The 23,757-nt window shown below is 64.5% G+C and carries 18 protein-coding genes and 2 tRNA genes; 3 read left to right on the top strand and 17 right to left on the bottom strand.

Annotated features, from left to right (window positions below; all coding sequences use genetic code 11):
- Nucleotides 1-257: 257 nt before the first annotated feature.
- Nucleotides 258-1,466: a LysR substrate-binding domain-containing protein gene (locus N5K27_RS02550; protein WP_279814502.1), complete on the top strand. Its 1,209-nt coding sequence runs from the start codon at nt 258-260 to the stop codon at nt 1,464-1,466.
- A gap of 12 nt (nt 1,467-1,478) precedes the next feature.
- Here the strand turns inward: N5K27_RS02550 and N5K27_RS02545 are convergent, their stop codons facing one another.
- Nucleotides 1,479-2,495 (bottom strand): 2OG-Fe(II) oxygenase family protein, encoded by a 1,017-nt coding sequence (locus tag N5K27_RS02545; RefSeq protein WP_279814500.1) that lies wholly within the window; start codon nt 2,493-2,495, stop codon nt 1,479-1,481.
- Nucleotides 2,496-3,088: 593 nt separating this feature from the next.
- Here N5K27_RS02545 and N5K27_RS02540 point away from each other — a divergent pair.
- Nucleotides 3,089-4,117: an ABC transporter substrate-binding protein gene (locus N5K27_RS02540; protein ID WP_279814499.1), complete on the top strand. Its 1,029-nt coding sequence runs from the start codon at nt 3,089-3,091 to the stop codon at nt 4,115-4,117.
- A complete protein-coding gene (locus N5K27_RS02535; protein WP_279814498.1) occupies nt 4,114-4,623 on the top strand; it encodes a nucleoside deaminase in 510 nt (169 codons plus the stop codon). Before N5K27_RS02540 ends, N5K27_RS02535 begins: the two co-directional genes overlap by 4 nt.
- Nucleotides 4,624-4,677: 54 nt before the next feature.
- Here the strand turns inward: N5K27_RS02535 and N5K27_RS02530 are convergent, their stop codons facing one another.
- The 16 genes from N5K27_RS02530 to N5K27_RS02455 form a co-directional block, all read right to left on the bottom strand.
- Nucleotides 4,678-5,607, bottom strand: a complete 930-nt coding sequence (locus N5K27_RS02530; protein ID WP_279814496.1) for a LysR family transcriptional regulator — start codon at nt 5,605-5,607, stop codon at nt 4,678-4,680.
- A gap of 44 nt (nt 5,608-5,651) precedes the next feature.
- Nucleotides 5,652-6,599 carry an amidohydrolase family protein gene (locus tag N5K27_RS02525; RefSeq protein ID WP_279814494.1) on the bottom strand — a complete coding sequence of 316 codons (948 nt, stop codon included), beginning with the start codon at nt 6,597-6,599 and terminating at the stop codon, nt 5,652-5,654.
- A gap of 3 nt (nt 6,600-6,602) precedes the next feature.
- Nucleotides 6,603-7,589 (bottom strand): tripartite tricarboxylate transporter substrate binding protein, encoded by a 987-nt coding sequence (locus N5K27_RS02520; protein ID WP_279814493.1) that lies wholly within the window; start codon nt 7,587-7,589, stop codon nt 6,603-6,605.
- Nucleotides 7,590-7,643: 54 nt separating this feature from the next.
- The gene (gene fahA / locus N5K27_RS02515; protein ID WP_279814491.1) at nt 7,644-8,957 is read right to left on the bottom strand and encodes a fumarylacetoacetase; all 1,314 of its coding nucleotides are present in this window, start codon (nt 8,955-8,957) and stop codon (nt 7,644-7,646) included.
- A gap of 9 nt (nt 8,958-8,966) precedes the next feature.
- Nucleotides 8,967-9,536: a cupin domain-containing protein gene (locus N5K27_RS02510; protein ID WP_279814489.1), complete on the bottom strand. Its 570-nt coding sequence runs from the start codon at nt 9,534-9,536 to the stop codon at nt 8,967-8,969.
- 288 nt (nt 9,537-9,824) lie between these two features.
- On the bottom strand, nt 9,825-14,093 hold the full coding sequence (gene rpoC, locus N5K27_RS02505; protein ID WP_279814487.1) for a DNA-directed RNA polymerase subunit beta': 4,269 nt from the start codon (nt 14,091-14,093) through the stop codon (nt 9,825-9,827).
- An 11-nt stretch (nt 14,094-14,104) separates the two neighbouring features.
- A complete protein-coding gene (gene rpoB, locus N5K27_RS02500; RefSeq protein ID WP_087838383.1) occupies nt 14,105-18,217 on the bottom strand; it encodes a DNA-directed RNA polymerase subunit beta in 4,113 nt (1,370 codons plus the stop codon).
- 305 nt (nt 18,218-18,522) lie between these two features.
- Nucleotides 18,523-18,906, bottom strand: a complete 384-nt coding sequence (gene rplL / locus N5K27_RS02495) for a 50S ribosomal protein L7/L12 (protein WP_087838384.1) — start codon at nt 18,904-18,906, stop codon at nt 18,523-18,525.
- A 178-nt stretch (nt 18,907-19,084) separates the two neighbouring features.
- The gene (gene rplJ, locus N5K27_RS02490; protein WP_087838385.1) at nt 19,085-19,606 is read right to left on the bottom strand and encodes a 50S ribosomal protein L10; all 522 of its coding nucleotides are present in this window, start codon (nt 19,604-19,606) and stop codon (nt 19,085-19,087) included.
- 292 nt (nt 19,607-19,898) lie between these two features.
- On the bottom strand, nt 19,899-20,603 hold the full coding sequence (gene rplA, locus N5K27_RS02485) for a 50S ribosomal protein L1 (RefSeq protein WP_087838386.1): 705 nt from the start codon (nt 20,601-20,603) through the stop codon (nt 19,899-19,901).
- Between the two features lie 2 nt (nt 20,604-20,605).
- Entirely contained in the window at nt 20,606-21,037 is a 432-nt protein-coding gene (gene rplK, locus N5K27_RS02480; protein ID WP_087838387.1) for a 50S ribosomal protein L11, read from the bottom strand.
- A 134-nt stretch (nt 21,038-21,171) separates the two neighbouring features.
- On the bottom strand, nt 21,172-21,705 hold the full coding sequence (gene nusG / locus N5K27_RS02475; protein WP_087838388.1) for a transcription termination/antitermination protein NusG: 534 nt from the start codon (nt 21,703-21,705) through the stop codon (nt 21,172-21,174).
- A gap of 18 nt (nt 21,706-21,723) precedes the next feature.
- Nucleotides 21,724-22,104, bottom strand: a complete 381-nt coding sequence (secE, locus tag N5K27_RS02470) for a preprotein translocase subunit SecE (protein ID WP_087838389.1) — start codon at nt 22,102-22,104, stop codon at nt 21,724-21,726.
- 122 nt (nt 22,105-22,226) lie between these two features.
- Nucleotides 22,227-22,302 (bottom strand) — tRNA-Trp (locus tag N5K27_RS02465).
- Between the two features lie 108 nt (nt 22,303-22,410).
- Nucleotides 22,411-23,601 carry an elongation factor Tu gene (tuf, locus tag N5K27_RS02460; protein ID WP_087838324.1) on the bottom strand — a complete coding sequence of 397 codons (1,191 nt, stop codon included), beginning with the start codon at nt 23,599-23,601 and terminating at the stop codon, nt 22,411-22,413.
- 52 nt (nt 23,602-23,653) lie between these two features.
- A tRNA-Thr gene (locus N5K27_RS02455) sits at nt 23,654-23,728 on the bottom strand.
- Nucleotides 23,729-23,757 lie beyond the last annotated feature (29 nt).

Below are 23,757 nucleotides of genomic sequence, written 5' to 3'. Positions count from 1 at the left end.
GGCGGATGAGCCATGGCCCACGCGGATGGGGACGACCTCCGCCTGGCTGGCTGGAGAAGCCAGAAAAAACAAGGATAAAGCGGCACAGCAGAGCGTCTTCACCATGGAATTCATGATGCGGTCCTCCCTAGGATGGTCACGGCTTCGTCATGCCGGATTGTAGGTTCTTGCCTCGGGCGAAACGATCGAGTTATTCTTGCTCAGCCAGCAATTTTTCTTATCGGATGGGTTTTTAGGCGATGCTGGAACGGAACCGCATGCGGCACCTTCGGGCGCTCATCGCCGTGGTCGAGGCGGGCAGCATCGCGCATGCCGCCCAGCGATTGCTGCGCACGCCCTCGGCGGTGGCGAGCTCCATCCGCCAGCTCGAAACGAGCTTCGAGGCCACGCTGTTCGAACGCCAGGCCTCGGGCATGGCGCCCACGCCGTTCGGCGACGCCGCCTACCGCCGCGCCCTGCGCATCGACGCCGAACTGCGCCAGGCCTGCGCCGAACTTTCTCCCTACGGCGTCTCCGCTGGCGCGCCGCTGTTTGCCATGCTGGTGGGTGAGCGTCAGTTGACGGCGCTGGTCCGCCTGCGCGAAATGGGGCACATGCCCAGCGTCGCGGCGGTCATGGGCTTGACCCAGCCCGCGGTCAGCGCCCTGCTCAGGCAGGCGGAGGCGTCGCTGGACCTGCCCCTGTTCCGCCGCACGGCCAAGGGCATGGCCGTGACCGAGGCCGGCGAGCTGCTGCTGTTTCGCGTGCGGCGGGTGCTGGCGGAGCTGCGCCACCTCGAAGCAGACATCGCGCAGCAGCGAGGCGAGATCAGCGGCCGCGTCATGTTCGCCGCCCTCCCCTCGCTGCGCACGCGTGTGCTGCCCCAGGCCATCGCGGCGCTGGTGGGGCGGCATCCCAACGTGCAGATCTCCATGGTGGACGGTCCGTTCGAGATCCTCTTCGCCGGCGTGCACTCGGGCGAGATCGATTTCATCCTGACCGGTCTCAATGCCAACTACTCGCATCGGGACTTCCTCATCCGGGTGATCGGCAGCGACCGCCTGGTCGCCGTGGTCAGGGCCGGACATCCCCTGTGCGCCAGGAAGCGGGTCGAGATCACCGATCTCGTCCGCCATCCGTGGATACTGCGCGACCGGGGAGCACCCACGCGCGAACTCCTGAACGACCTGTTTCGCGACCTGGGCATCGCGCCTCCGCACGTCGCCGTGCAGGCGGGCGACCTGGGCTTGCTGCGCGGCCTGCTCCAGCACAGCGACATGGTCTCGGTGGTGTCGCCCGAGTACCTCTCCTACGAGATCGCCTCGGGCGCCGTCAAGGTCCTGGAGGTAGAACTGCCCCCCACCGGCCGGGACATCGGGTTCCTCCTGCGGCGCGACGCCCAGCCCTCGCTGCTGTGCGAGAAACTGATGCAATACATCGAGAAGGCCGCGGCGGGTACCCTGGCGCCCACGCTCGCCGCGGCCTGACCGCCGCGTCCATCAGTACCGGTTCGAGAAATTCGCCGATATCCGCTGCTTCAGGTATTCCGCCGCGGTGATCGCCGGATACTTGCGCCCGGGCCCCTCGATCACCACGTCCTCGTTGGCCTGGCAGAAGAACGCGAGGCTGTAGCGGGCCCCCTGGTACTCGTGCGGCTGCGGATTGCGCACGCGGTGGAAGTTCGACGGCAGCGCATCGTCGCTCCAGCGCATCAGCATGTCGCCGATATTGCAGGTGATGACCCCCTCGACCGCCTCGACCGGTGTCCAGGCGCGGCTCTCGGCGTCCTTGCCCGGCAGCACTTGCAAGCCCGCCTGGCCCGCGCGCTGGAACAACAGCGTCAGGCAGTCGTAGTCGGTGTGGGCGCCGGCGCGCCACAGGCCCAGCTCGTCCTTGAGCGCGGGGTCGATGGCGAAGTAGTGCAGCATGCGCAAGGTGCTCTGGTAGGTTGCGGGAGCCGGATCGTGGGCGCGGGTGAAGAAGTCGGGCGCAAAGCCCAGCTTCAGCGCAAAGCAGGACAGCAGCCGCATCCCGACCTCCCAGCACTGGCGCTCGAACCGCAAGGTGGCCTCCTTGAAGCCGGGCAGCTCGTCCTCGGTCGGCCACAATCCGTCCATGCGCGGACGCGTCACCTGGTAGGACTCCTTCTGGTCCGGCGTACGGGTGGACGGCCGGATCTGGGCCTTGTGCTCCCAGCCGGCGTTGCGGGTCAGCGGCCATTGCGCCTTGGTCTCGCGCGGCAGGGCGAAGAAGCGCTCGGCGCGCACGAACGCGGCCTCGATATCGGACAGCGGGATGCCATGGTTCTTGACCTGGAAGAAACCGATCTCGGTCGCGGCGCGCCAGATCTCGTCGGCGATCTCGGCGTGCCGGCGATCGAAATCGGCCACGTCGATGATGCGGATCTCGCGCTGGGTTTCCTGCCCCATGCCCCCCATGCGGGATTCCTTTTCGAGCTCTCCCAGCCCATAGCCGGAGGGAACCTGGAGGGACGGCGTGGCACTCGTGGTTTTCATGATGACATCCTCGTCGAAGAACAAGGGACATCGACCACTACCGGGCATCGAGCGGGGCGGTCGTGTCGCGCTTGAAGGTTGACATGGCCGCCCCGCGGGAGCGTACCCCGCGGCGCGGCCTCTTCAAGAGCAATGACCCGCCAATCGGGCCGGACGGCGCCGGGCGATTGCGCTGAACGCTTCTACTCTTTCGGCCCGCAGTCATGCAAGAACCGCTCCAGGCGCATCGGCTCGTGCCCTCCTGGCGTGCCGTGCCGCTCCGCCGCCGCGTTCACCAACTTTGTGCAGCAGGCGCCGCACCGGCGGGCCTTTTGCACCAATCGAAGACACCGGCACGGGGACGGCGCGGCGAAGCGCCGCGCGCCGGAAGCATTGTCGCTTGCCGGCCTTCCCCGGGGAAAGGCGCACGGGTGTTCCGGAGCCCGAAACGCCGGCAAACTCCGATGGCACACCCCTTGCTTGGTCGATCGCAGAGTAGAAGCGTTCAGCGTCGGCCATGCGCCGGCGCCCGGAAATTGCTCGAGTCGCGCCGGACAGGCTTGCCGCAGGCATGTCCGGGAATTCTCCATTCCACGACACGGGACCTCCATCAGATGAACCGCCGCCAGTTCCTCGCCACGCTGTCCGCTTCCGCCCTCGCCGGAGCACATGTCCGCCCGGTTCTCGCCCAGCCGCGCGCCCTCACTCCGATCAAGTTCACCCTCGACTTCCGCGTCACCAGCCAGACCTCGCCCTTCTTCCTGGCGCTGGCCAAGGGCTATTACAAGGAGGCCGGGCTGGACGTGAGCATCGACGTCGGGTCCGGCTCGGTCGCCTCGATCACGCGCGTCGCCAGCGGGGCCTACGACCTCGGCCTGGGGGACATCAGCTCGCTGGTCGAGTTTCACGCGCAAAGCGTCGGCGCGCCCGTCCAGGCGGTGTACCAGTATTACAACCGGGCGCCCTTCGTCATCATCGGCCGCAAGGACCGCGGCATCACGACCGATTTCGCCAGCCTGCGCGGCAAGCGCGTCGCGGCCGCGGCCGTGGAGGCGACGCGCCGCTGCTGGCCGATGGCGGCGCGTCAGCTCGGCGTCTCCCCGGATCTGTTCCAGTGGATCACGACCGACTTCAGTACCCGCGACAATGTCATGGTCCGCGGCGATGTCGACGCGGCCACCTACTTCCACGATTCGGCGGTCTCGCTGTTCGCCCGCATGCCGCCCCAGGAACTCGCGGTGCTCGAGTATGCGCGCACCGGCCTTGCCCTGTACGGCAACGCGGTACTGGCCAGCCGCCGGCTCATCGCCGAGAAACCGGCGGCGGTCAAGGCCTTCCTGGCGGCCACCAACCGGGCCCTGGTCGAGACCCTGGCCGATCCGGAACCCGCGCTGGCCGCGATCAAGGCGCGCGAGGCTATCATCGACCTGAAGGTCGAACGCGCACGCTGGCACATCACTCGCCGCTATCTCGCCACCGACGACACCCGCGCCGACGGCCTGGGCAGCGTCCGGGCCGACATCCTGCAGCGCCAGATCGACGAAGTCGCCGCCGTTTTCGATCTGCCCGCCCGGCCCCCCATCGGCCAGATCTTCGACGACAGCCTCCTGCCTCCCGCCGCCCAGCGCAAGGTGCCCGCATGACGGCGCAGCCCCTTCCCGGCGAGCAGCCCGTGGACGAAGGCGACGGACGATACCTGCGCCGGGCCATCGAGCTCGCCAACCTGGCCCGCTCGCGCGGCAACCGCCCCTTCGGGTCGGTCATCGTCGGCGCGGACGGCACCGTGCTGGCCGAGGCCTGGAACCGCAACGGCGAGACGGGCGACTGCACCGCCCATGCGGAAACCGAGGCCATCCGCCTCGCCAGCCCCCGCCACACGCGCGAGGAACTGGCGGGCGCCACCCTGTATGCCTCGGGCGAACCCTGCGTGATGTGCGCCGGAGCGATCTACTGGTCCAACATTCGCCGGGTGGTCTTCGGCATCGACGCCGTGCGTCTGCGCGCGTTCCGGGGCGCGCGCCTGGACCAGCGGGACGCGGAGCTGTCCTGCCGCGACGTGTTCGACGCCTCGCCGGTGCCGATCGCGTGCATCGGCCCGGCGCTGCTGGACGAGGCGGCCGCCTCGCACGAAGGAGGCTGGAAAACCTGAGCCGCACGGGCGTTTGCCCATGATAGAAAGCCTGGATACTCATCCAGGCTGCGTCTATCGGCGCAGCAAACCTTGGTCCACGCCCGCACGGACGACCGCCTGCAATTGCCTACCGACTTCCCGTGCAGCGCTGCTGATCGGCCCATGCCTGGCATAGGCGAGATCCAGGTGTTGAACGATGGCGGGCTCGATGAGCCTGCTGGCCTGGATACGGCCGCTTCGAACATCCTGGGCTACCGCGTTGTAGCTGAGCAGTGCATATACCCCGCTATTGGCGACGACGTCCCGCTGTATGCTCAGGGAATTCGCTTCGAGCGCGACGTTCAGCGACATGCCTCGATCCCGAAAAAGAGGCTCGAGGTAGCGATGCAGCACGCCTCCAAAATTATGGATGACCAGGGGCACGCCATCCAGACGAGGAAAGGGAACGGTCGGCTCACTTGTCAGCGAGGCGCCGGCCGCGCTGCACAGGTAGACATCGAAGTCCACAAGTGGAATGCCCACGCCCTTCTGCAGCCCGTCGTATCGCAACGAGACGCCCAGGTCGACATGGCCGCTTTCAAGCCAGCCCTCGATCTGCTCCGCGTAGCCCTCGACGATCCCGATCTTGATACGCGGAAACCAGGAATGGACAGCGGAAAATAGCATACCCATGATCGGAGAACTCAGCGAGGGCAAGGTCGCCAGGCGGACATTTCCCGCCGTCGTGTTCGCCAGTTCCTTGAATTCGTCCACCATGGCCTGCGACGCGTCGAGCCATGCCTGGATGCGGGGCAATACGCTGCGGCCGAAATCGGTGAGAACCATGCCCCGTCCGGTCCTGAGGAACAGTTTGCCTCCCCACTCCGCTTCGCATTGAGCCAAGGCCTTACTGACGGCGGACTGCGACAGTCCCTCTTCGTTCGCGACGCGCGAAAGGCTGCCCTGCCTTCCGATCGCGACCACGAGCCTCAGCTTTTGCGGGTCGATCTGAGGTGTTCTCAACGAGCTCTCCTCTACCTGCTCCGAGGTAGAGTAGCACTCTCGCTTCAGGCGTTCATATATAGCCGCGCCCCGGTATCGTGCAGGAACGCCGCGCGCTCGGCCGGCGACAATTCGCTCGCAGCCATCCGCGCCGCGTCGACCTTGGGCCCGTAAAGACCGCGCGTCTGCCCGACGTCAGACCCCCACATCAGGCGATCCGCGCCGAAGACATCTGCCAGGTGCCGCACGAACGAGGCCGTCGGGATGCCCGCGCCGATCAACCGGCGAAAGTTGATCGAGGTCACCTTGAAGAACGTGTTTCGAAGCTCCGCCAATCCCCTTACCAGCTCGTCCAGGTCGAAGCCCGGCGCCCCTCCTGGAGGATAATCCGACTCCGGAACCCCGGCGTACTTGCCATCGTAGATAGTGCCGTGCGGCACGCCTACGTGATCGATGACGACAGGCACGCCAGGGAAACGACGCGCAATCCGCGCCAGCGCGGGAATCGCCCGTCCGCGATGGGTTCGGAAGAAAATCACCGCAACCGGCAACTCCAGTTCCTCGGCAGCCCGCCAGGTTTCCATCGCGGCCGGAGACTCGAGCCAATCCAGGCTGAACGGATCGGCGCGGGGGGCCGATAATCGTATGCCCCCCAACCGCTGGCCATCGGCCAGACGCCGCAGCAAGGAAGGGGTCGAAGCATCGGTGGCGTCCACCACCAGGACCGGCGTGATCCTGTCGGGGTAGGCCCGCGCGGCATCCAGGATATAGCTATTGTCGTACCCGTAAATGAAGGCGCGCTGAACCGCGCAGACCTGCCCGACCTCGTGGGCATCCATGAGCGCGATGAGGGCTTCGGTACTGGTATCCACATCCGGCTGCGCCTCCTGGGGTTTGGCGCCTCCCATAGCCTCCCTCGGGTAGCGCTGGACATCGGGCGAAATCAGATGGGCGTGAGAATCGAAAAGCATGGGCTGCGGCATCGCGAAGAAATGAGCTTGCAGGCGGATCATCCGTTATTGCGGTTTGATGCCGGCCTTCTCGGCAACCATGCGCCAATGGGTGCTCTCACTCACCATCAACGCGCGCATCTGTTCGAGTGACTGGGCAAATGGCTCGATATGGACATTGCCCAATCTTTCCAGCGAGAGCGGTGTCCCCATGGCCTTCGCCGCCAGGCGATGAATCTTCTCCACCAGTGCGGCCGGCATCCTGGCGGGCCCCCACAACCCGTACCACTGCACCCCCTGAAGAGCCGGGAAACCGGACTCGGCCACCGTAGGCACGCCCGGGAGCTCTGCCGCGCGGTGGCTGGACGTGACCGCCAACCCGACCGCATTGCCTGCCTTGATCTGTTCGACCGCCGGTCCCGCCGCATCGCCCACCATCATGTCGATACGTCCGCCGATCAGATCGTTCACAGCCGCGGGACCTCCCTTGTAGGGAACGAGCAGCAGGTCCACGCCGGCTTCCTGGGTAAGCTGGACCGCCATCATTTGATTGAACGCGCCCACGTAGCCTATGCTCAGCTTGCCGCCACGCTTCTTGTACACTTCCCGCAGGTCGCCCAGCCGCCGCAAGCCCGAATCAGGCCGCGTGGCGAACAGCAAGGGGGACTGTCCCAACGTGGCCAGAGGAGTCAGATCCGACAAGGGCTCGTAAGGCAGCCGGGATACGAATGGCGCCACGGCCATCGCACCCTTGAGCGAAACGATCAATGTGTATCCGTCGGCGTCGGCCCTCACGCCCGCGTTCACCGCGATCGCCCCGTCGGCGCCGGCTCGATTCTCCACCACGAACTGCTGGCCGGCTTCCTTGCCCAAGGCCTCGGCGAGCACGCGGGCAACCGAGTCCGTCGGTCCACCCGCCGGATATCCCACGAGCACCCGCACCGGCCGCATCGGCCACCCGGCATCCGGCGCCGCCGCGTATGCCTGCAGGCAACCAACGATCATGCCCATTGCGACGCACCGCTTTCCGCAATTCATCACGGTAGTCTCCATTCGTTCTCAAAACAGTGCATGGATACGACCATCTCGTTCGCCCATGCGCAGGCCCTACATTGCCCGCACTATCCTGCCCGCACACTCTCCGAAACCTATTCTGGGGCCCTGTTCGCGCTGGCAGTAAGCGCCTAGCCGGAGTTCGTCGCCATCCTCCAGAAAGACCCGCTGCTCGCCATTGGGAAGCACCAACGGCTGTTTGCCGCCGCGCGTCAACTCCAGCAGGCTGCCCTCGGTTCCCGGAGTCGGGCCGGACAAGGTCCCGGTTCCCAACAGATCGCCCGTGCGCAGATTGCAGCCGTTCACGGTGTGATGCGCAATCATCTGCGCAAACGTCCAATAGCTGTCCCGGTTCAGCAGCGACTGCGAAATGACGACGGACGGCAGGCCTTCCCGCGCCATGGCGGCGGTAAGCAGCCGGACCTGCGCGTGGATTTCGAAAGCGCCGTTGGCTGCATCGGCAGGGGAAGACAAGTAGTCGAAGGCGGGCGGAGCGGCGGAGTCCCTACCCAACGCTACTCGATAAGGCGCCAGCGCTTCCATCGTGACTACCCACGGCGAAATCGTCGTGCAGAAATTCTTCCCCAGGAACGGCCCTAGCGGCTGGGTTTCCCAAGCCTGGATGTCACGTGCGGACCAGTCATTCAGCAGGCAGACCCCGGCGATATGCGTCTGGGCCTCGTCCACGCCGATGGCGGTGCCACGCGCATTGCCTTTGCCGATGAACACGCCGAACTCCATCTCGTAGTCCAGCTTTCTGGTATGGCCGAATATCGGCAGCACATCACCGTACGAGGCTTTGAACAAACCCTCAGGCCGAAAAACCGGCTCCCCGCTCGCTACCACCGTCGATGCCCGCCCATGGTAGGCAATAGGCATGGAGGTGAAATTGGGCAATACCGGATTATCCGGCCGGTACAGGCTGCCGACATTAAAGGCGTGATGATACGAAGCCAGAAAATCGGTGTAGTCGCCCACGGCAAAGGGCACGCGCAAACTGATTCTGGTGAGGGACCGCAGACAAGGCTCGACCGCGCGACGCTGTGCCGCGCCCTCTTCCAGCAGGCCGATGGCTTGCGCGCGCAAGTGCGCGGCCACTTCGTTTCCCTGCGCGAACAAAGCGTTCAACGATTTTTCCGCGACGCATTGCTGCAACGCCCCATGATCGACGATCAAGCCCTGCTGGCTGGCTTGCACCAGGTCCAGCACCTGGTTGCCAATGGCCACGCCAATAGCGCAGCCAGCGCCATCTTCGTCCCGAAACAGGCCAAAGGGCAGGTTATCCAGCGGAAAGTCGCAATCAAGATAGTTCGCTTCGACGACCCAACTGTGCTTGCCCGTATGCAGGGGCCTCGTCTGTGCGTTCATGGCTACGGCCTACAGCGGCTGCGCGTCGATGAGGACAAACGCAATACGCACGGGAGAGTCCGACCGGTTGGACCAGGCATGATTGGTTCCGCGCTGAATCAGAACATCGCCGGCCTTCATAAGTGTTTCGCCGATGTCCATCAACGCCCACACTTCTCCCTCGAGCACGATCGCATAGTCGATGGTGTTGGTCTTGTGGAAAGCCGGATGACGGTTTTTTCCCGTCAGGACGTGACCTTCGCCCCAGTGCGCGAACTGATCGGCAACCTTCGAAAAGTCTCGCTCGCTTTCGGGTGGCAACACCAATATCCGAAAGATGCTGCCTCCAGGCGGTGGCGACAACGGGGTCGGCCGATCCGCCGCATCGGCGGCTCCCGCGTTCGATGCAGGGGTACAGCTGGTTTCCCAAAGATCGATCATCGCCAGATTGGGCACCGCATCCGGTTGCTTGACATTGGGAGCCAAGCCGTCGCAAAGGAAAATCGATCGGCCTTGCGCATCGTGCCCCGTCACGATGCGACGATGGGAACGGATGGACGGCCTAGCGCCAGCCGGCTGATTTCCGGAGATCTGCGTCATGCGGTGTCTTTCGCCTCGTACTGGTCATGGTCGATCTGCCGATGCCTGATGCATCGCGCAGTACGGGCGTCATTCTAGGTAGGGCACCACGGCCCGGAAAGGCAGGCGGAGGAAAACCAGCTATTCCCTACGGTAAAGTCCGCGCACCAGCCCTTCGCCAATACGGTCTGTTAGGCAGGGCCCCCACGGCTTCCGCCGCGCACGAACGTCATCGAGAGGTCAGCAACAGGATGCGGAGCCCCAAAAAAAAGAGGCCCCCGAAGGGGCCTCTTGTCGTGACCTGCTACGTCACACTTGCTGGTCGTCGCCCGACTGCGGCTCGTCGCCCGAAGGCTCCGAGGTCGTCACGCTTTCGGCCGGCGTATTGAAGATCTCGCTCTCGTCGAAGGTGTTGCCCACGTCGGCGAATACCACTTCGCGCTCGGCGGCCTCCTGGGCTTCCTTCTCCTTGCGGGCGGCATGGTAGGCCATGCCGGTACCCGCGGGGATCAGGCGACCCACGATGACGTTTTCCTTCAAGCCGCGCAGGTCGTCGCGCTTGCCCATGATGGCGGCTTCGGTCAGGACACGCGTGGTTTCCTGGAACGAAGCGGCCGAGATGAACGAGTCGGTCGACAGCGAGGCCTTCGTGATACCCAGCAGCACGTTCTCGTACGTGGCCGGACGCTGGTTGTCGGCGTTGACGCGATCGTTCTCGTTCAGCATCTCGGCGCGCTCGACCTGCTCGCCCGGGATGAACGAGGTATCGCCCGGATCGACGATGTTCACGCGGCGCAGCATCTGGCGCACGATCACTTCGATGTGCTTGTCGTTGATCTTCACGCCTTGCAGGCGGTAGACGTCCTGCACTTCGTCGACGATGTAGATCGCCAGCTTCTCGATGCCTTGCAGGCGCAGGATGTCGTGGGGATCGGCCGGGCCGTCCACGATCATTTCGCCCTTGTTCACCACCTGGCCGTCGTGCACCAGCACCTGCTTTTCCTTCGGAATCAGGAACTCGTGGCTGACGCCGTCCAGGTCGGTGATGACCAGGCGCTGCTTGCCCTTGGTGTCCTTGCCGAACGAAACCGTGCCGGTGACGTCGGCGAGCATGCCGGCGTCCTTGGGCGAACGGGCTTCGAACAGCTCGGCCACGCGCGGCAGACCCCCGGTAATGTCGCGGGTCTTCTGCGATTCCTGCGGAATACGCGCCAGCACTTCGCCCACGCCGACCTGCTGGCCGTCGCGCACGGTGATCAGCGCGCCCACCGGGAAGGAGATGCTGACCGAGTGGTCGGTACCGGCAATCTTGACTTCCTCGTTGGAGGCATCGAGCAGCTTGACCTGCGGACGAACGGTCTGCTTGGCGCTGCCCCGCGTCTTGGGCGTGATCGCGACCAGGGTCGACAGGCCGGTGACTTCGTCGAGCTGACGGGCCACCGTGACGCCTTCTTCCACGTTCTCGAACTTGATCGTGCCACCGTACTCGGTGATGATCGGACGAGTCAGCGGATCCCACGTGGCCAGCTGCGCGCCGGCCTTGACCGTCACGCCGTCGCCGTGCAGCAGGATGGCGCCGTACGGCACCTTGTGGCGCTCGCGCTCGCGGCCGTTGTCGTCGACGATCAGGATTTCGCCCGAACGCGAGATGGCGACCTGCTCGCCCTTGCCGTTGGTCACATAGCGCATGGCGCTGGTGAAGCGCACCGTGCCGTTGGACTTGGTTTCCACGCCGGAGGCCAGCGCCGCGCGCGAGGCCGCGCCACCGATGTGGAACGTACGCATCGTCAGCTGCGTACCGGGTTCGCCGATGGACTGGGCGGCGATCACGCCGACCGCCTCGCCGACGTTGACCAGCGAACCGCGGCCCAGGTCGCGGCCGTAGCACGCGGCGCACAGGCCGTGACGGGTTTCGCAGGTCAGGGCCGAGCGGACCTTCACTTCGTCGATGCCCAGGCGCTCGATCGCGTCCACCGCGTCTTCGTCCAGCAGCGTGCCGGCCTCGAACACGGTTTCCTGCGTGTCGGGATCGACCACGTCGGCGGCCGCGGTACGGCCGAGGATACGGTCGCGCAGCGGCTCGATCACTTCACCGCCCTCGACCAGCGCCTTCATGGCGAAGCCGAAGGTCGTGCCGCAATCGTCCTCGGTGATGACCAGGTCCTGCGTCACGTCCACCAGGCGGCGGGTCAGGTAACCCGAGTTCGCCGTCTTCAGCGCCGTGTCGGCCAGGCCTTTACGCGCGCCGTGGGTCGAGATGAAGTACTGCAGAACGTTCAGGCCTTCGCGGAAGTTCGCGGTAATGGGCGTCTCGATGATGGAGCCGTCGGGCTTGGCCATCAGGCCCCGCATGCCGGCCAGCTGGCGGATCTGGGCCGCGGAACCGCGGGCGCCGGAGTCGGCCATCATGTAGATCGAGTTGAACGACTCCTGGCGGGTGGCGTTGCCGTGGCGGTCGACGACGGGCTCGGTCGAGAGCTGTTCCATCATCGCCTTGCCCACGCGGTCGCCGGCCTTGCCCCAGATGTCCACCACGTTGTTGTAGCGTTCCTGGGAGGTCACCAGACCCGACGAGTACTGCTTGTCGATTTCCTTGACCTCCTTGCTGGCCTCGGCAAGGATGCCTTCCTTGGCGGACGGGATCAGCATGTCGTCCATGCAGATCGAGATGCCGCCGCGGGTGGCCAGGCGGAAGCCCGACTGCATCAGCTGGTCGGCGAAGATCACCGTGTCGCGCAGGCCGCAGCGGCGGAACGACTGGTTGATCAGGCGCGAGATCTCCTTCTTCTTCAGGGGCTTGTTCAGCACCGAGAAGGGCAGGCCCTTGGGCAGGATTTCCGACAGGATGGCGCGGCCGACGGTCGTCTCGAAACGGCGCAGCACGGGCTGGAATTCGCCGTTCTCGTCACGCTCGTATTCGTTCAGGCGCACGGTGATGCGCGACTGGAGCTCGACCACCTTGTTTTCGTAGGCGCGCATCACTTCGGACACGTCCATGAAATGCAGGCCTTCGCCGGCGCCGTTCACGCGCTCGCGGGTGGCGTAGTACAGGCCCAGCACGATGTCCTGCGAAGGGACGATCGAGGGCTCGCCGTTGGCCGGGAACAGCACGTTGTTGGAGGCCAGCATCAGCGTGCGGGCTTCCAGCTGGGCTTCCAGCGACAGCGGAACGTGGACGGCCATCTGGTCGCCGTCGAAGTCGGCGTTGAACGCCGCGCAGACCAGCGGGTGCAGCTGGATGGCCTTGCCTTCGATCAGCACCGGCTCGAACGCCTGGATGCCCAGGCGGTGCAGCGTCGGGGCGCGGTTCAGCATGACCGGGTGCTCGCGGATTACCTCTTCGAGGATGTCCCACACCACCGGTTCCTGCGTTTCCACCAGCTTCTTGGCCGCCTTGATGGTCGTGGCCAGGCCCATCATTTCCAGGCGGTTGAAGATGAAGGGCTTGAACAGCTCCAGCGCCATCAGCTTCGGCAGGCCGCACTGGTGCAGCTTGAGCTGCGGACCCACCACGATCACCGAACGGCCCGAGTAGTCGACGCGCTTGCCCAGCAGGTTCTGGCGGAAGCGGCCGCTCTTGCCCTTGATCATGTCGGCCAGCGACTTGAGCGGACGCTTGTTGGCGCCAGTCATGGCCTTGCCGCGGCGGCCGTTGTCCAGCAGCGAGTCGACGGCTTCCTGCAGCATGCGCTTTTCGTTGCGCACGATGATTTCGGGGGCTTTCAGCTCGAGCAGGCGCTTCAGGCGGTTGTTGCGGTTGATGACCCGGCGGTACAGGTCGTTCAGGTCGGACGTGGCGAAGCGGCCGCCGTCCAGCGGCACCAGCGGGCGCAGCTCGGGCGGCAGCACGGGCAGCACTTCCAGGATCATCCAGTCGGGCTTGATGCCGGACTTCTGGAAGCCTTCCAGCACCTTCAGGCGCTTGGAGATCTTCTTGATCTTGGCATCCGAGCTGGTGGCCTGGAGGTCGGCGCGCAGCGTCTCGATCTCGCGGTTGATGTCGATCGTGCGCAGCAGTTCGCGCACGGCCTCGGCACCCATCACCGCACGGAAATCGTCACCGTACTCTTCGGTCTTGGCCAGGAAGTCGTCTTCCGACATGATCTGGGCGCGCTTGAGCGGCGTCATGCCCGGATCGATGACGCAGTAGGCTTCGAAGTACAGGACGCGCTCGATGTCGCGCAGCGTCATGTCCAGCACCATGCCCAGGCGCGACGGCAGCGACTTCAGGAACCAGATGTGAGCGACCGGGCTGGCCAGCTCGATATGGCCCATGCGCTCGCGGCGAACCTTGGCCAGCGTGACTTCCACGCCGCACTTCTCGCAGATCACGCCACGGTGCTTGAGGCGCTTGTACTTGCCGCACAGGCACTCGTAGTCCTTGATCGGCCCGAAGATCTTGGCGCAGAACAGCCCGTCGCGTTCGGGCTTGAACGTGCGATAGTTGATCGTCTCCGGCTTCTTGACTTCGCCGAACGACCACGACCGGATCTTCTCCGGCGACGCGATGCCAATGCGAATGGCGTCGAACTGTTCTTCCTGCGTAACCTGCTTGAACAGATCCAATAGCGCTTTCATGGCGACTCCTATCAGTTACGCTCGAGATCCATGTCGATCCCGAGCGACCGGATTTCCTTGACCAGCACGTTGAACGACTCGGGCATGCCGGCGTCGATCACGTGGTCGCCCTTGACGATGTTCTCGTACACCTTGGTACGGCCGTTCACGTCGTCGGACTTCACGGTCAGCATTTCTTGCAGCACATACGAGGCGCCGTAGGCTTCCAGCGCCCACACTTCCATTTCCCCGAAACGCTGGCCGCCGAACTGGGCCTTGCCGCCCAGCGGCTGCTGGGTCACCAGCGAGTACGGGCCGGTCGAACGGGCGTGCATCTTGTCGTCGACCAGGTGGTGCAGCTTCAGCATGTGCATGTAGCCGACCGTGACCGGACGCTCGAACATCTCGCCGGTGCGGCCGTCGTACAGGTAGGCCTGGGTCTTGGAGTTGGTCAGCTTGAGGCTCTCGGCCAGCTCGTCCGGATAGGCCAGGTCGAGCATCGCGCGGATGTCGCTTTCCGAGGCGCCGTCGAACACCGGCGTGGCGAACGGCACGCCGTTGCGCAGGTTCTGCGCCAGCTCGATCACCGCGTCGTCATCCAGCTCTTCCAGGCGGGCGGCCGTGCCGGTGGTGTTGTAGACCTTGCCGATGAACTCGCGCACCTTGGCCACTTCGACCTTGCGCGCTTCGGACAGCATCTCGTTGAAGCGCTGGCCCAGGCCCTTGGCGGCCCAGCCCAGGTGCACTTCCAGAACCTGGCCCACGTTCATCCGCGAAGGCACGCCCAGCGGGTTCAGCACGATGTCGACGGGGGTGCCGTCGGCCATGTGCGGCATGTCTTCCACCGGAGTGATCTTCGAGACCACGCCCTTGTTGCCGTGGCGGCCGGCCATCTTGTCGCCGGGCTGCAGGCGGCGCTTGACGGCCAGGTACACCTTGACCATCTTGAGCACGCCCGGGGGCAGCTCGTCGCCCTGGGTCAGCTTCTTGCGCTTCTCTTCGAAGGCGAGATCGAACTGGTGGCGCTTCTGCTCGATCGACTCCTTGGCCTGCTCGAGCGCGGTGGCCGCGGCTTCGTCGGCCAGGCGGATGTCGAACCACTGCCAGCGGTCCAGCTCGGCCAGGTAGGACTTGGCGATGGCCGCGCCCTTGGCCAGCTTGCGCGGGCCGCCGTTGACGACCTTGCCGACCAGCGACTTCTCGATACGGTCGAAGGTATCGTTTTCCACGATACGCAGCTGGTCGTTCAGGTCCTGGCGATAGCGCTTGAGCTCATCGTCGATGATGGACTGGGCACGCTTGTCGCGCACGATGCCTTCGCGCGTGAACACCTGCACGTCGATGACGGTGCCGACCATGCCCGAGGGCACGCGCAGCGAGGTGTCCTTCACGTCCGAGGCCTTCTCGCCGAAGATCGCGCGCAGCAGCTTCTCTTCCGGGGTCAGCTGGGTTTCGCCCTTGGGCGTGACCTTGCCGACCAGCACGTCGCCCGCCTCGACCTCGGCGCCGATGTAGACGATGCCCGATTCGTCCAGGCGGTTCAGCTGGCCTTCCGAGAGGTTGCTGATGTCGCGCGTGATTTCTTCCGAACCCAGCTTGGTGTCGCGGGCGACGACCGTCAGTTCCTCGATGTGGATGGAGGTGTAGCGGTCATTGGCCACCACGCGCTCCGACATCAGGATCGAGTCCTCGAAGTTGTAGCCGTTCCAGGGCATGAACGCGACCAGCATGTTCTGGCCCAGGGCCAGCTCGCCCAGGTCGCTGGAAGCGCCATCGGCCAGCACGTCGCCCTTGGCGATGATGTCGCCACGGCGCACGATGGGGCGCTGGTTGATGTTGGTGTTCTGGTTGGAACGGGTGTACTTGATCAGGTTGTAGATGTCGACGCCTACTTCGCCGGCGACGTTTTCCTCGTCGTTGACGCGGATCACGATGCGCTCGGCGTCGACGTAGTCGACCAGGCCGCCGCGCAGCGCCTGCACGGTGGTGCCGGAGTCGACCGCCACGGTGCGCTCGATGCCGGTGCCCACCACGGGCTTCTCGGGACGCAGGCAGGGCACGGCCTGGCGCTGCATGTTCGAGCCCATCAGCGCGCGGTTCGCGTCGTCATGCTCGAGGAACGGGATCAGCGAGGCGGCCACGGACACGATCTGCGACGGCGCCACGTCCATGTAGTGGACGTTCTCGGCGGCGGTCAGCATCGTTTCGCCGGCTTGGCGGCAGGCCACCAGATCGTCCACGAAGTGGCCTTCGTCGTCCAGCGTGGCGTTCGCCTGGGCGATCACGTAGCGGCTTTCCTCGATGGCCGACAGGTACTCGATCTGGTCGCTGACCTTGCCGTCCACGACCTTGCGGTACGGCGTCTCCAGGAAGCCGTACTCGTTCAGGCGGGCATACAGGGCCATCGAGTTGATCAGGCCGATGTTCGGACCTTCGGGCGTCTCGATCGGGCAGACGCGGCCGTAGTGGGTCGGGTGCACGTCGCGCACCTCGAAGCCGGCGCGCTCGCGCGTCAGGCCGCCGGGGCCCAGGGCCGAGACGCGGCGCTTGTGCGTGATCTCGGACAGCGGGTTGGTCTGGTCCATGAACTGCGACAGCTGGCTCGAACCGAAGAACTCCTTGATGGCGGCCGAGATCGGCTTGGAGTTGATCAGGTCGTGCGGCATCAGGTTCTCGGCCTCGGCCTGGCCCAGGCGCTCCTTGACGGCGCGCTCGACGCGCACCAGGCCGGCGCGGAACTGGTTCTCGGCCAGTTCGCCCACGCAGCGCACGCGGCGGTTGCCCAGGTGATCGATGTCGTCGATCTCGCCGCGGCCGTTGCGCAGCTCGACCAGCACCTTGATGGTGTCGAGGATGTCCTCGTTGCTGAGCGTCATCGCGCCCGTGATGTCGTTGCCGCGCCCCAGGCGGCTGTTGACCTTCATGCGGCCCACGCGCGACAGATCGTAGGTTTCCTCGCTGAAGAACAGGCGCTGGAACAGGGCTTCGACGGCTTCCTCGGTGGGAGGCTCGCCGGGGCGCATCATGCGATAGATCGCCACGCGCGCGGCGGTCTGGTCGGTGGTCTCGTCCACGCGCAGCGTCTGCGAGATGTACGGGCCCTGGTCCAGGTCGTTCGTGTAGAGCGTCTGGATCTCGCGCACGTTGTTCTCGCGCAGCTTGTTCAGCAGCGACTCGGTCAGCTCTTCGTTGGCGTGCGCCACGATCTCGCCGGTTTCCGGATCGACGACGTTGCGGGCCAGCGCGCGGCCCAGCAGGAAGTCTTCCGGCACCGAGATGCGCTTCGTGTCCGCGGCCACCAGGTCGCGGATGTGCTTGGCGTTGATGCGCTTGTCCTTGGCGACGATGACGTTGCCGGACTTGTCATTGATGTCGAAGCGCGCGACCTCGCCCTTCCAGCGCTCGGGCACGAACTCCATCAGCCCGCCCTCGCTCGCCAGCTCGAAGCTGTCGAACGAGAAGAAGTGCGCCAGGATGCTCTCGGGTGTCATGCCGATGGCCTTGAGCAGGATGGTCACGGGCATCTTGCGGCGGCGGTCGACGCGGAAGAACAGGATGTCCTTGGGGTCGAACTCGAAGTCCAGCCACGAGCCACGGTAGGGAATCACGCGGGCCGAGAACAACAGCTTGCCGGAACTGTGGGTCTTGCCGCGGTCGTGCTCGAAGAACACGCCGGGCGAACGGTGCAGCTGCGAGACGATGACCCGCTCGGTACCGTTGATGACGAACGATCCGGTGGAAGTCATGAGCGGGATCTCGCCCATGTAGACTTCCTGTTCCTTCACTTCCTTGACGGTGGGTTTGCTGGCCTCGCGATCGAGCAGGACCAGGCGCACCTTGGCGCGCAGGGGCGATGCGAAAGTCAGCCCACGCTGCTGGCATTCGCGCACGTCGAAGGCGGGTTCGCCCAGCACGTAGCTGACGAATTCCAGCCTGGCCATCTGGTTATGGCTGACGATGGGGAAGATCGAGGAGAATGCGGCTTGCAGGCCTTCTTCCTTGCGCTGCAGAGGTGCGGTATCCGACTGCAGGAAGGTACGATAGGACTCGAGCTGAGTTGCCAGCAGGAAAGGAACGGTTTGCACGTCCTCGCGCTTGGCGAAGCTCTTGCGGATGCGCTTCTTTTCGGTGAACGAGTAGGGCATGAGCACTCCGACTCAGGTTGCACGAACCACGGGTAATGGTCCTAAAATACGACTTCGAAATCTCAACGGGGCTACCCGCCGGCTGGGCCGGTACCCCTCTTCCGGGCTCCCCCGGTACGGGTTTCGGGTCCGCGGGCGGCATCATCCCCACCCACGCACCGGAAATCCGTTCGACGATCCGTGCGCGCAAAGCCACGCGAACCGGCGTTACTGCCACGGAAAACAGGCTTTAAAAGCCCATTTCCAAAAACGCAAAAACCCGGAGGCCGTTTTTCAGCGGCCACCGGGTACCGGCAAGGATCGAATTACTTGACTTCGACCTTGGCACCGGCTTCTTCGAGCTTCTTCTTGGCGGCTTCGGCATCGGCCTTGGCAACGCCTTCCTTGACGGGCTTCGGAGCGCCGTCGACCAGGTCCTTGGCTTCCTTCAGGCCCAGGCCGGTCAGCTCGCGCACGGCCTTGATGACGTTGACCTTGTTGGCGCCGACTTCGGCCAGGATCACGTTGAACTCGGTCTGCTCTTCAGCAGCGGCGGCAGCGCCACCGGCAGCGGCGGGAGCGGCGACAGCCACAGCGGCGGCAGCAGCCGACACGCCGAACTTCTCTTCCAGGTCCTTGATCAGTTCCGACAGTTCCAGGACGGTCAGGCCGGCGATGGCGTCGATGATTTCAGCTTTGCTAAGTGCCATTTTGTTTAAAACTCCAATGAATTTGATACCAGGTATTGGGTGTCGCTTCGTGTCACGAAATTCCGGGGGACGTTGACCAGAGCTATCTCAAGCCATACATCCCGTTGTGGTTCCGGCCGGCCCTTCGGGCCTTAACTTGCCGCTGCGCGTCAAGTTAGCCTTCACCGCAAGCAAGCGGCTACGCCGCTTGCTTGTCGCGCACGGCCGCGAGGCCACGCACGAACTTGGTCGGAACTTCGTTGAGCGTACGCACAAACTGTGCAACGGGCGCCTGGATGGTGCCCAGCAGCTTCGCCAGCAACTCTTCGCGCGAGGGCAGCGAGGCCAGAGCCTTGACGCCTTCGACGGACATGACGCCGTTCGGCAGGGCACCGCCCTTCAGAACGAGCTTGTCGTTGGTTTTGGCAAAGTCGGACAGGACCTTGGCGGCCGCGACCGGATCGGCGCTGATGGCGTACATCAGCGGACCGGTCAACTGCGACGACAGTCCCTCGAAGGGGGTGCCGGTCACAGCGCGGCGAGCCAGCGTGTTCTTCAGAACACGCAGGTAAACGCCCGATTCACGTGCTTGCTTGCGCAGTACGGTGACGGAAGCGACGTCCAGACCACGATACTCGGCGATAACGATCGATTGAGCCTTGGCGACTTGGGCCGAGATCTCTTCGACGACCACCGTTTTCTCTTGACGATTGAGACTCACGGTTTGAACACTCCATCATAAGACGCTCGGGATACCACCCCTTGCGTCAACCGAATGCGGCGAACCTGGTCGACTTCTTTGGATAAAGAATTCTTCCTGGGAGCGCCGTCTGCGCTGGATCCGTGCTTGGGCGGACAGCATTCCATGCCTGCCCGCGAGTCGCGGTTTTAAGATCCCCCGGGTACCTGGCAAGCCAGGGATTCCGGTTTCACTCCAGCGGTCTTTGACAGCAGCACCGCGCGTCCGGCTTGCGCCTCGCGCACGATGCAGCCCAAAGTCTGTTGCCCTGCGATTACTGCTGGCTGGCCGTCAGAGAGGCCTGGTCCACGCGGACACCGCCACCCATGGTGGACGACACCGCCAGCTTGCGCAGGTAAATACCCTTGGCCGTCGTCGGACGGGCCTTGTTCAGTGCATCGACCAGCGCCAGCAGGTTGCTCTGCAGCTGTTCGACGTTGAACGAGGCACGGCCGATGGTGGCGTGAATGATCCCGGCCTTGTCGGTACGGTACTGGACCTGACCGGCCTTGGCGTTCTTGACGGCGGTGGCGACGTCGGGCGTCACGGTGCCGACCTTGGGGTTCGGCATCAGGCCGCGCGGACCCAGGATCTGGCCCAGCGCGCCGACGACACGCATCGTGTCGGGCGAGGCGATGACCACGTCGAAGTCGATCTGGCCGCCCTTGATGCGCTCGGCCAAGTCTTCCATGCCGACGATGTCGGCGCCAGCGGCCTTGGCGGCCTCGGCCTTGTCGCCCTGGGCGAACACGGCCACGCGCACCGACTTGCCGGTACCGGCGGGCAGGACCACCGAGCCACGAACCAGCTGGTCGGACTTCTTGGCGTCGATGCCCAGTTGCACGGCCAGGTCGATGGACTCATCGAACTTGGCGGTCGCGGTTTCCTTCACCAGCGCCAGCGCTTCGGCGACGGGATACAGCTTGCTGCGATCGATCTTGGCGCGCAGCGCGGCTACACGTTTGGACAAGCGTGCCATGATTACAGACCCTCCACCGTGATGCCCATGCTACGGGCGCTGCCAGCGATCGTACGAACCGCGGCGTCCATGTCGGCAGCCGTCAGATCGGCTTGCTTGGTCTTGACGATTTCCTCGACCTGGGCGCGCGTCAGCGTGCCGACCTTGTCGGTATGGGGCTTGGGCGAACCCTTCTGGATGCCGGCAGCCTTCTTGATGAGGATGGTCGCCGGGGGCGACTTCATCACGAAGGTGAAGCTCTTGTCGGCAAAGGCGGTGATCACCACGGGAATCGGCAGACCGGGTTCCATGCCCTGGGTCTTGGCGTTGAACGCCTTGCAGAATTCCATGATGTTCAGGCCGCGCTGACCCAGCGCCGGACCGATCGGGGGGGACGGATTGGCTTTACCAGCTGGCACTTGCAGCTTGATGAAGCCGACGATTTTCTTCGCCATGCTTGACTCCTTGCGGGTACTTGCGCAGGCCGTTCAGGCCTGCTCCCCGGGGTTGACGGTCGGGGTTGTCCGCGGCGCGAACGCCGCGAGCCGGATGGCGCTGACCGTAGCGCCCCATCCGGCCATATATCTGGTCAGGACTTCTCGACCTGGCTGAAATCGAGCTCCACCGGGGTCGATCGGCCGAAGATCGTGACCGACACGCGCAGCTTGCTCTTTTCGTAGTTCACGTCTTCCACGTTGCCGTTGAAGTCGGTGAACGGACCTTCCTTGATGCGGACCATTTCGCCCACCTCGAAGAGGATCTTGGGACGCGGCTTCTCCACACCCTCTTCCATCTGCGACAGGATCTCGTCGACCTCGCGCTGGGGGATGGGCGTGGGACGGTTGCCCGACCCACCCACGAAACCGGTCACCTTGTTGGTGTTCTTCACCAGGTGCCAGGTCTCGTCGGTCAGATCCATCTCGACCAGCACGTAGCCGGGGAAGAAACGCCGCTCGGTAATGGACTTCTGGCCACCCTTGACCTCGATGACCTCTTCCGTGGGCACCAGGATGCGACCGAAGGAGGTCTGCAGCGCGGCCCGCTCGATGCGTTCCGTCAGCGCCTTCTGGACGCTTTTTTCCATGCCGGAATAGACATGGACAACGTACCAACGTTTGCTCATCGTCTCGTTTCCGCCGTGTTATTTCCAACCAAGAATGAGGTCGTACAGCACCCATTCGATGGTCTTGTCTGTGACCCACAGGAACAACGCCATGACCACCACGAACGCGAACACCGCAACGGTGGTCTGGATGGTTTCCTTGCGGGACGGCCATACGACCTTGCGCGTTTCCTGGACCGAATCCTGGCCGAAAGCGACCAGGCGCCGCCCGGGCTCGCTGAACCAGCCGATCACGAGGGCAACGACCACGCCGGCGACGATGGCGCCCACCCGGGCGATCGTGGGGCTGCCTGCCAAGGCGTAGAACCCCACCAGCCCAGCGACGAATGCCGCGATGGCCAGGCCCAGCTTGATGCGGTCGGCAGTGCTAGTTACGGTTTCTACGTTTGGATTCGACATCTTTTCGTCCGGGCAGCGCCAGACCTGCTGGCGGTGACGGTGCTTGCAAAACACCCGGGGCAGAAGCCGCGCCGGGCTTTCTGTCGGAAGCCGCGGCTAGACCCCGCAGGCTCCGGGAGAAGTGGCAGGGGAAGAGGGAATCGAACCCACAACCTTCGGTTTTGGAGACCGACGCTCTGCCAATTGAGCTATTCCCCTATGGATGAAGCCCCCCCGAATTCTTTAGGGAGGGCTTTCAAACTTTTACCGCCAACTACTGTACTTTCGCACTACGTCTTATCCCGCGCCAGGCGCGGGACAAGGGTCTCAAGCAATAATTTTAGCGACGACGCCGGCGCCGACGGTACGACCGCCTTCACGGATGGCGAAGCGCAGGCCTTCTTCCATGGCGATCGGCGCCAGCAGCTTGACCGTGATCGACACGTTGTCGCCCGGCAGCACCATCTCCTTGTCCTTGGGCAGCTCGATCGTGCCCGTCACGTCCGTCGTACGGAAGTAGAACTGGGGACGATAGCCGTTGAAGAACGGCGTATGACGGCCGCCCTCTTCCTTCGACAGCACGTACACCTCGGCCGAGAACTCCGTGTGCGGCGTGATCGAACCCGGCTTGGCCAGAACCTGGCCACGCTCGACGTCTTCACGCTTGGTGCCGCGCAGCAGGATACCCACGTTGTCACCGGCCTGGCCCTGGTCCAGCAGCTTGCGGAACATTTCCACGCCCGTGCACGTCGTCTTGACCGTGTCCTTGATACCGACGATCTCGATTTCCTCGCCGACCTTGATCACGCCACGCTCGATACGCCCCGTCACCACCGTGCCACGACCCGAGATCGAGAACACGTCTTCCACCGGCATCAGGAACGCTCCGTCGACCGCACGCTCGGGCGTCGGGATGTACGAGTCCAGCGCCGCCGCCAGTTGCAGGATCGCCTGCTCGCCCAGCTCGCCCTTGTCGCCTTCCAGCGCCATGCGGGCCGAGCCCTTCACGATCGGCGTATCGTCGCCCGGGAAGTCGTACTTCGACAGCAGTTCCCGGACTTCCATTTCCACCAGCTCCAGCAGCTCGGCGTCGTCAACCAGGTCCGCCTTGTTCAGGAACACGATGATGTACGGCACGCCAACCTGCCGCGACAGCAGGATGTGCTCGCGCGTCTGCGGCATCGGGCCGTCAGCGGCCGACACCACCAGGATCGCGCCGTCCATCTGCGCCGCGCCCGTGATCATGTTCTTCACGTAGTCCGCGTGCCCCGGGCAGTCAACGTGCGCGTAGTGACGGGTCTCCGTCTCGTATTCCACGTGCGCCGTGTTGATCGTGATCCCACGCGCCTTCTCTTCCGGCGCCGCGTCGATCTGGTCGTACGCCTTGGCCTCGCCGCCGAACTGCTTCGACAGCACCGTCGTGATCGCCGCCGTCAGCGTCGTCTTGCCGTGGTCAACGTGACCGATCGTGCCCACGTTCACGTGCGGCTTGGTACGCTCAAACTTGCCTTTTGCCATGGCTGACTCCCGCCTCTGGATGCCTGCTATAACGGATGGAACCGAAAAAAACTGGTGCCCATGACGCGGATCGAACGCGTGACCTCTCCCTTACCAAGGGAGTGCTCTACCACTGAGCCACATGGGCGAATTCTGTACTGCAATCACCGGACCGTC

The organism is Pigmentiphaga sp. GD03639 (genome assembly GCF_029845405.1).
GTDB lineage: Bacteria > Pseudomonadota > Gammaproteobacteria > Burkholderiales > Burkholderiaceae_B > Pigmentiphaga > Pigmentiphaga daeguensis.
This window is presented reverse-complemented; position numbering and strand designations above follow the sequence as displayed.

Coding starts and splice junctions, on each gene's coding strand:
- rpoB (WP_087838383.1), bottom strand. CDS start 18,217: ATGCCCTACTCGTTCACCGAAAAGAAGCGCATCCGCAAGAGCTTCGCC.
- secE (WP_087838389.1), bottom strand. CDS start 22,104: ATGTCGAATCCAAACGTAGAAACCGTAACTAGCACTGCCGACCGCATC.
- rplA (WP_087838386.1), bottom strand. CDS start 20,603: ATGGCACGCTTGTCCAAACGTGTAGCCGCGCTGCGCGCCAAGATCGAT.
- rplK (WP_087838387.1), bottom strand. CDS start 21,037: ATGGCGAAGAAAATCGTCGGCTTCATCAAGCTGCAAGTGCCAGCTGGT.
- N5K27_RS02535 (WP_279814498.1), top strand. CDS start 4,114: ATGACGGCGCAGCCCCTTCCCGGCGAGCAGCCCGTGGACGAAGGCGAC.
- N5K27_RS02525 (WP_279814494.1), bottom strand. CDS start 6,599: ATGATCCGCCTGCAAGCTCATTTCTTCGCGATGCCGCAGCCCATGCTT.
- rpoC (WP_279814487.1), bottom strand. CDS start 14,093: ATGAAAGCGCTATTGGATCTGTTCAAGCAGGTTACGCAGGAAGAACAG.
- N5K27_RS02545 (WP_279814500.1), bottom strand. CDS start 2,495: ATGAAAACCACGAGTGCCACGCCGTCCCTCCAGGTTCCCTCCGGCTAT.
- N5K27_RS02550 (WP_279814502.1), top strand. CDS start 258: ATGCGGCACCTTCGGGCGCTCATCGCCGTGGTCGAGGCGGGCAGCATC.
- N5K27_RS02520 (WP_279814493.1), bottom strand. CDS start 7,589: ATGGAGACTACCGTGATGAATTGCGGAAAGCGGTGCGTCGCAATGGGC.
- nusG (WP_087838388.1), bottom strand. CDS start 21,705: ATGAGCAAACGTTGGTACGTTGTCCATGTCTATTCCGGCATGGAAAAA.
- fahA (WP_279814491.1), bottom strand. CDS start 8,957: ATGAACGCACAGACGAGGCCCCTGCATACGGGCAAGCACAGTTGGGTC.
- N5K27_RS02510 (WP_279814489.1), bottom strand. CDS start 9,536: ATGACGCAGATCTCCGGAAATCAGCCGGCTGGCGCTAGGCCGTCCATC.
- tuf (WP_087838324.1), bottom strand. CDS start 23,601: ATGGCAAAAGGCAAGTTTGAGCGTACCAAGCCGCACGTGAACGTGGGC.
- rplL (WP_087838384.1), bottom strand. CDS start 18,906: ATGGCACTTAGCAAAGCTGAAATCATCGACGCCATCGCCGGCCTGACC.
- N5K27_RS02540 (WP_279814499.1), top strand. CDS start 3,089: ATGAACCGCCGCCAGTTCCTCGCCACGCTGTCCGCTTCCGCCCTCGCC.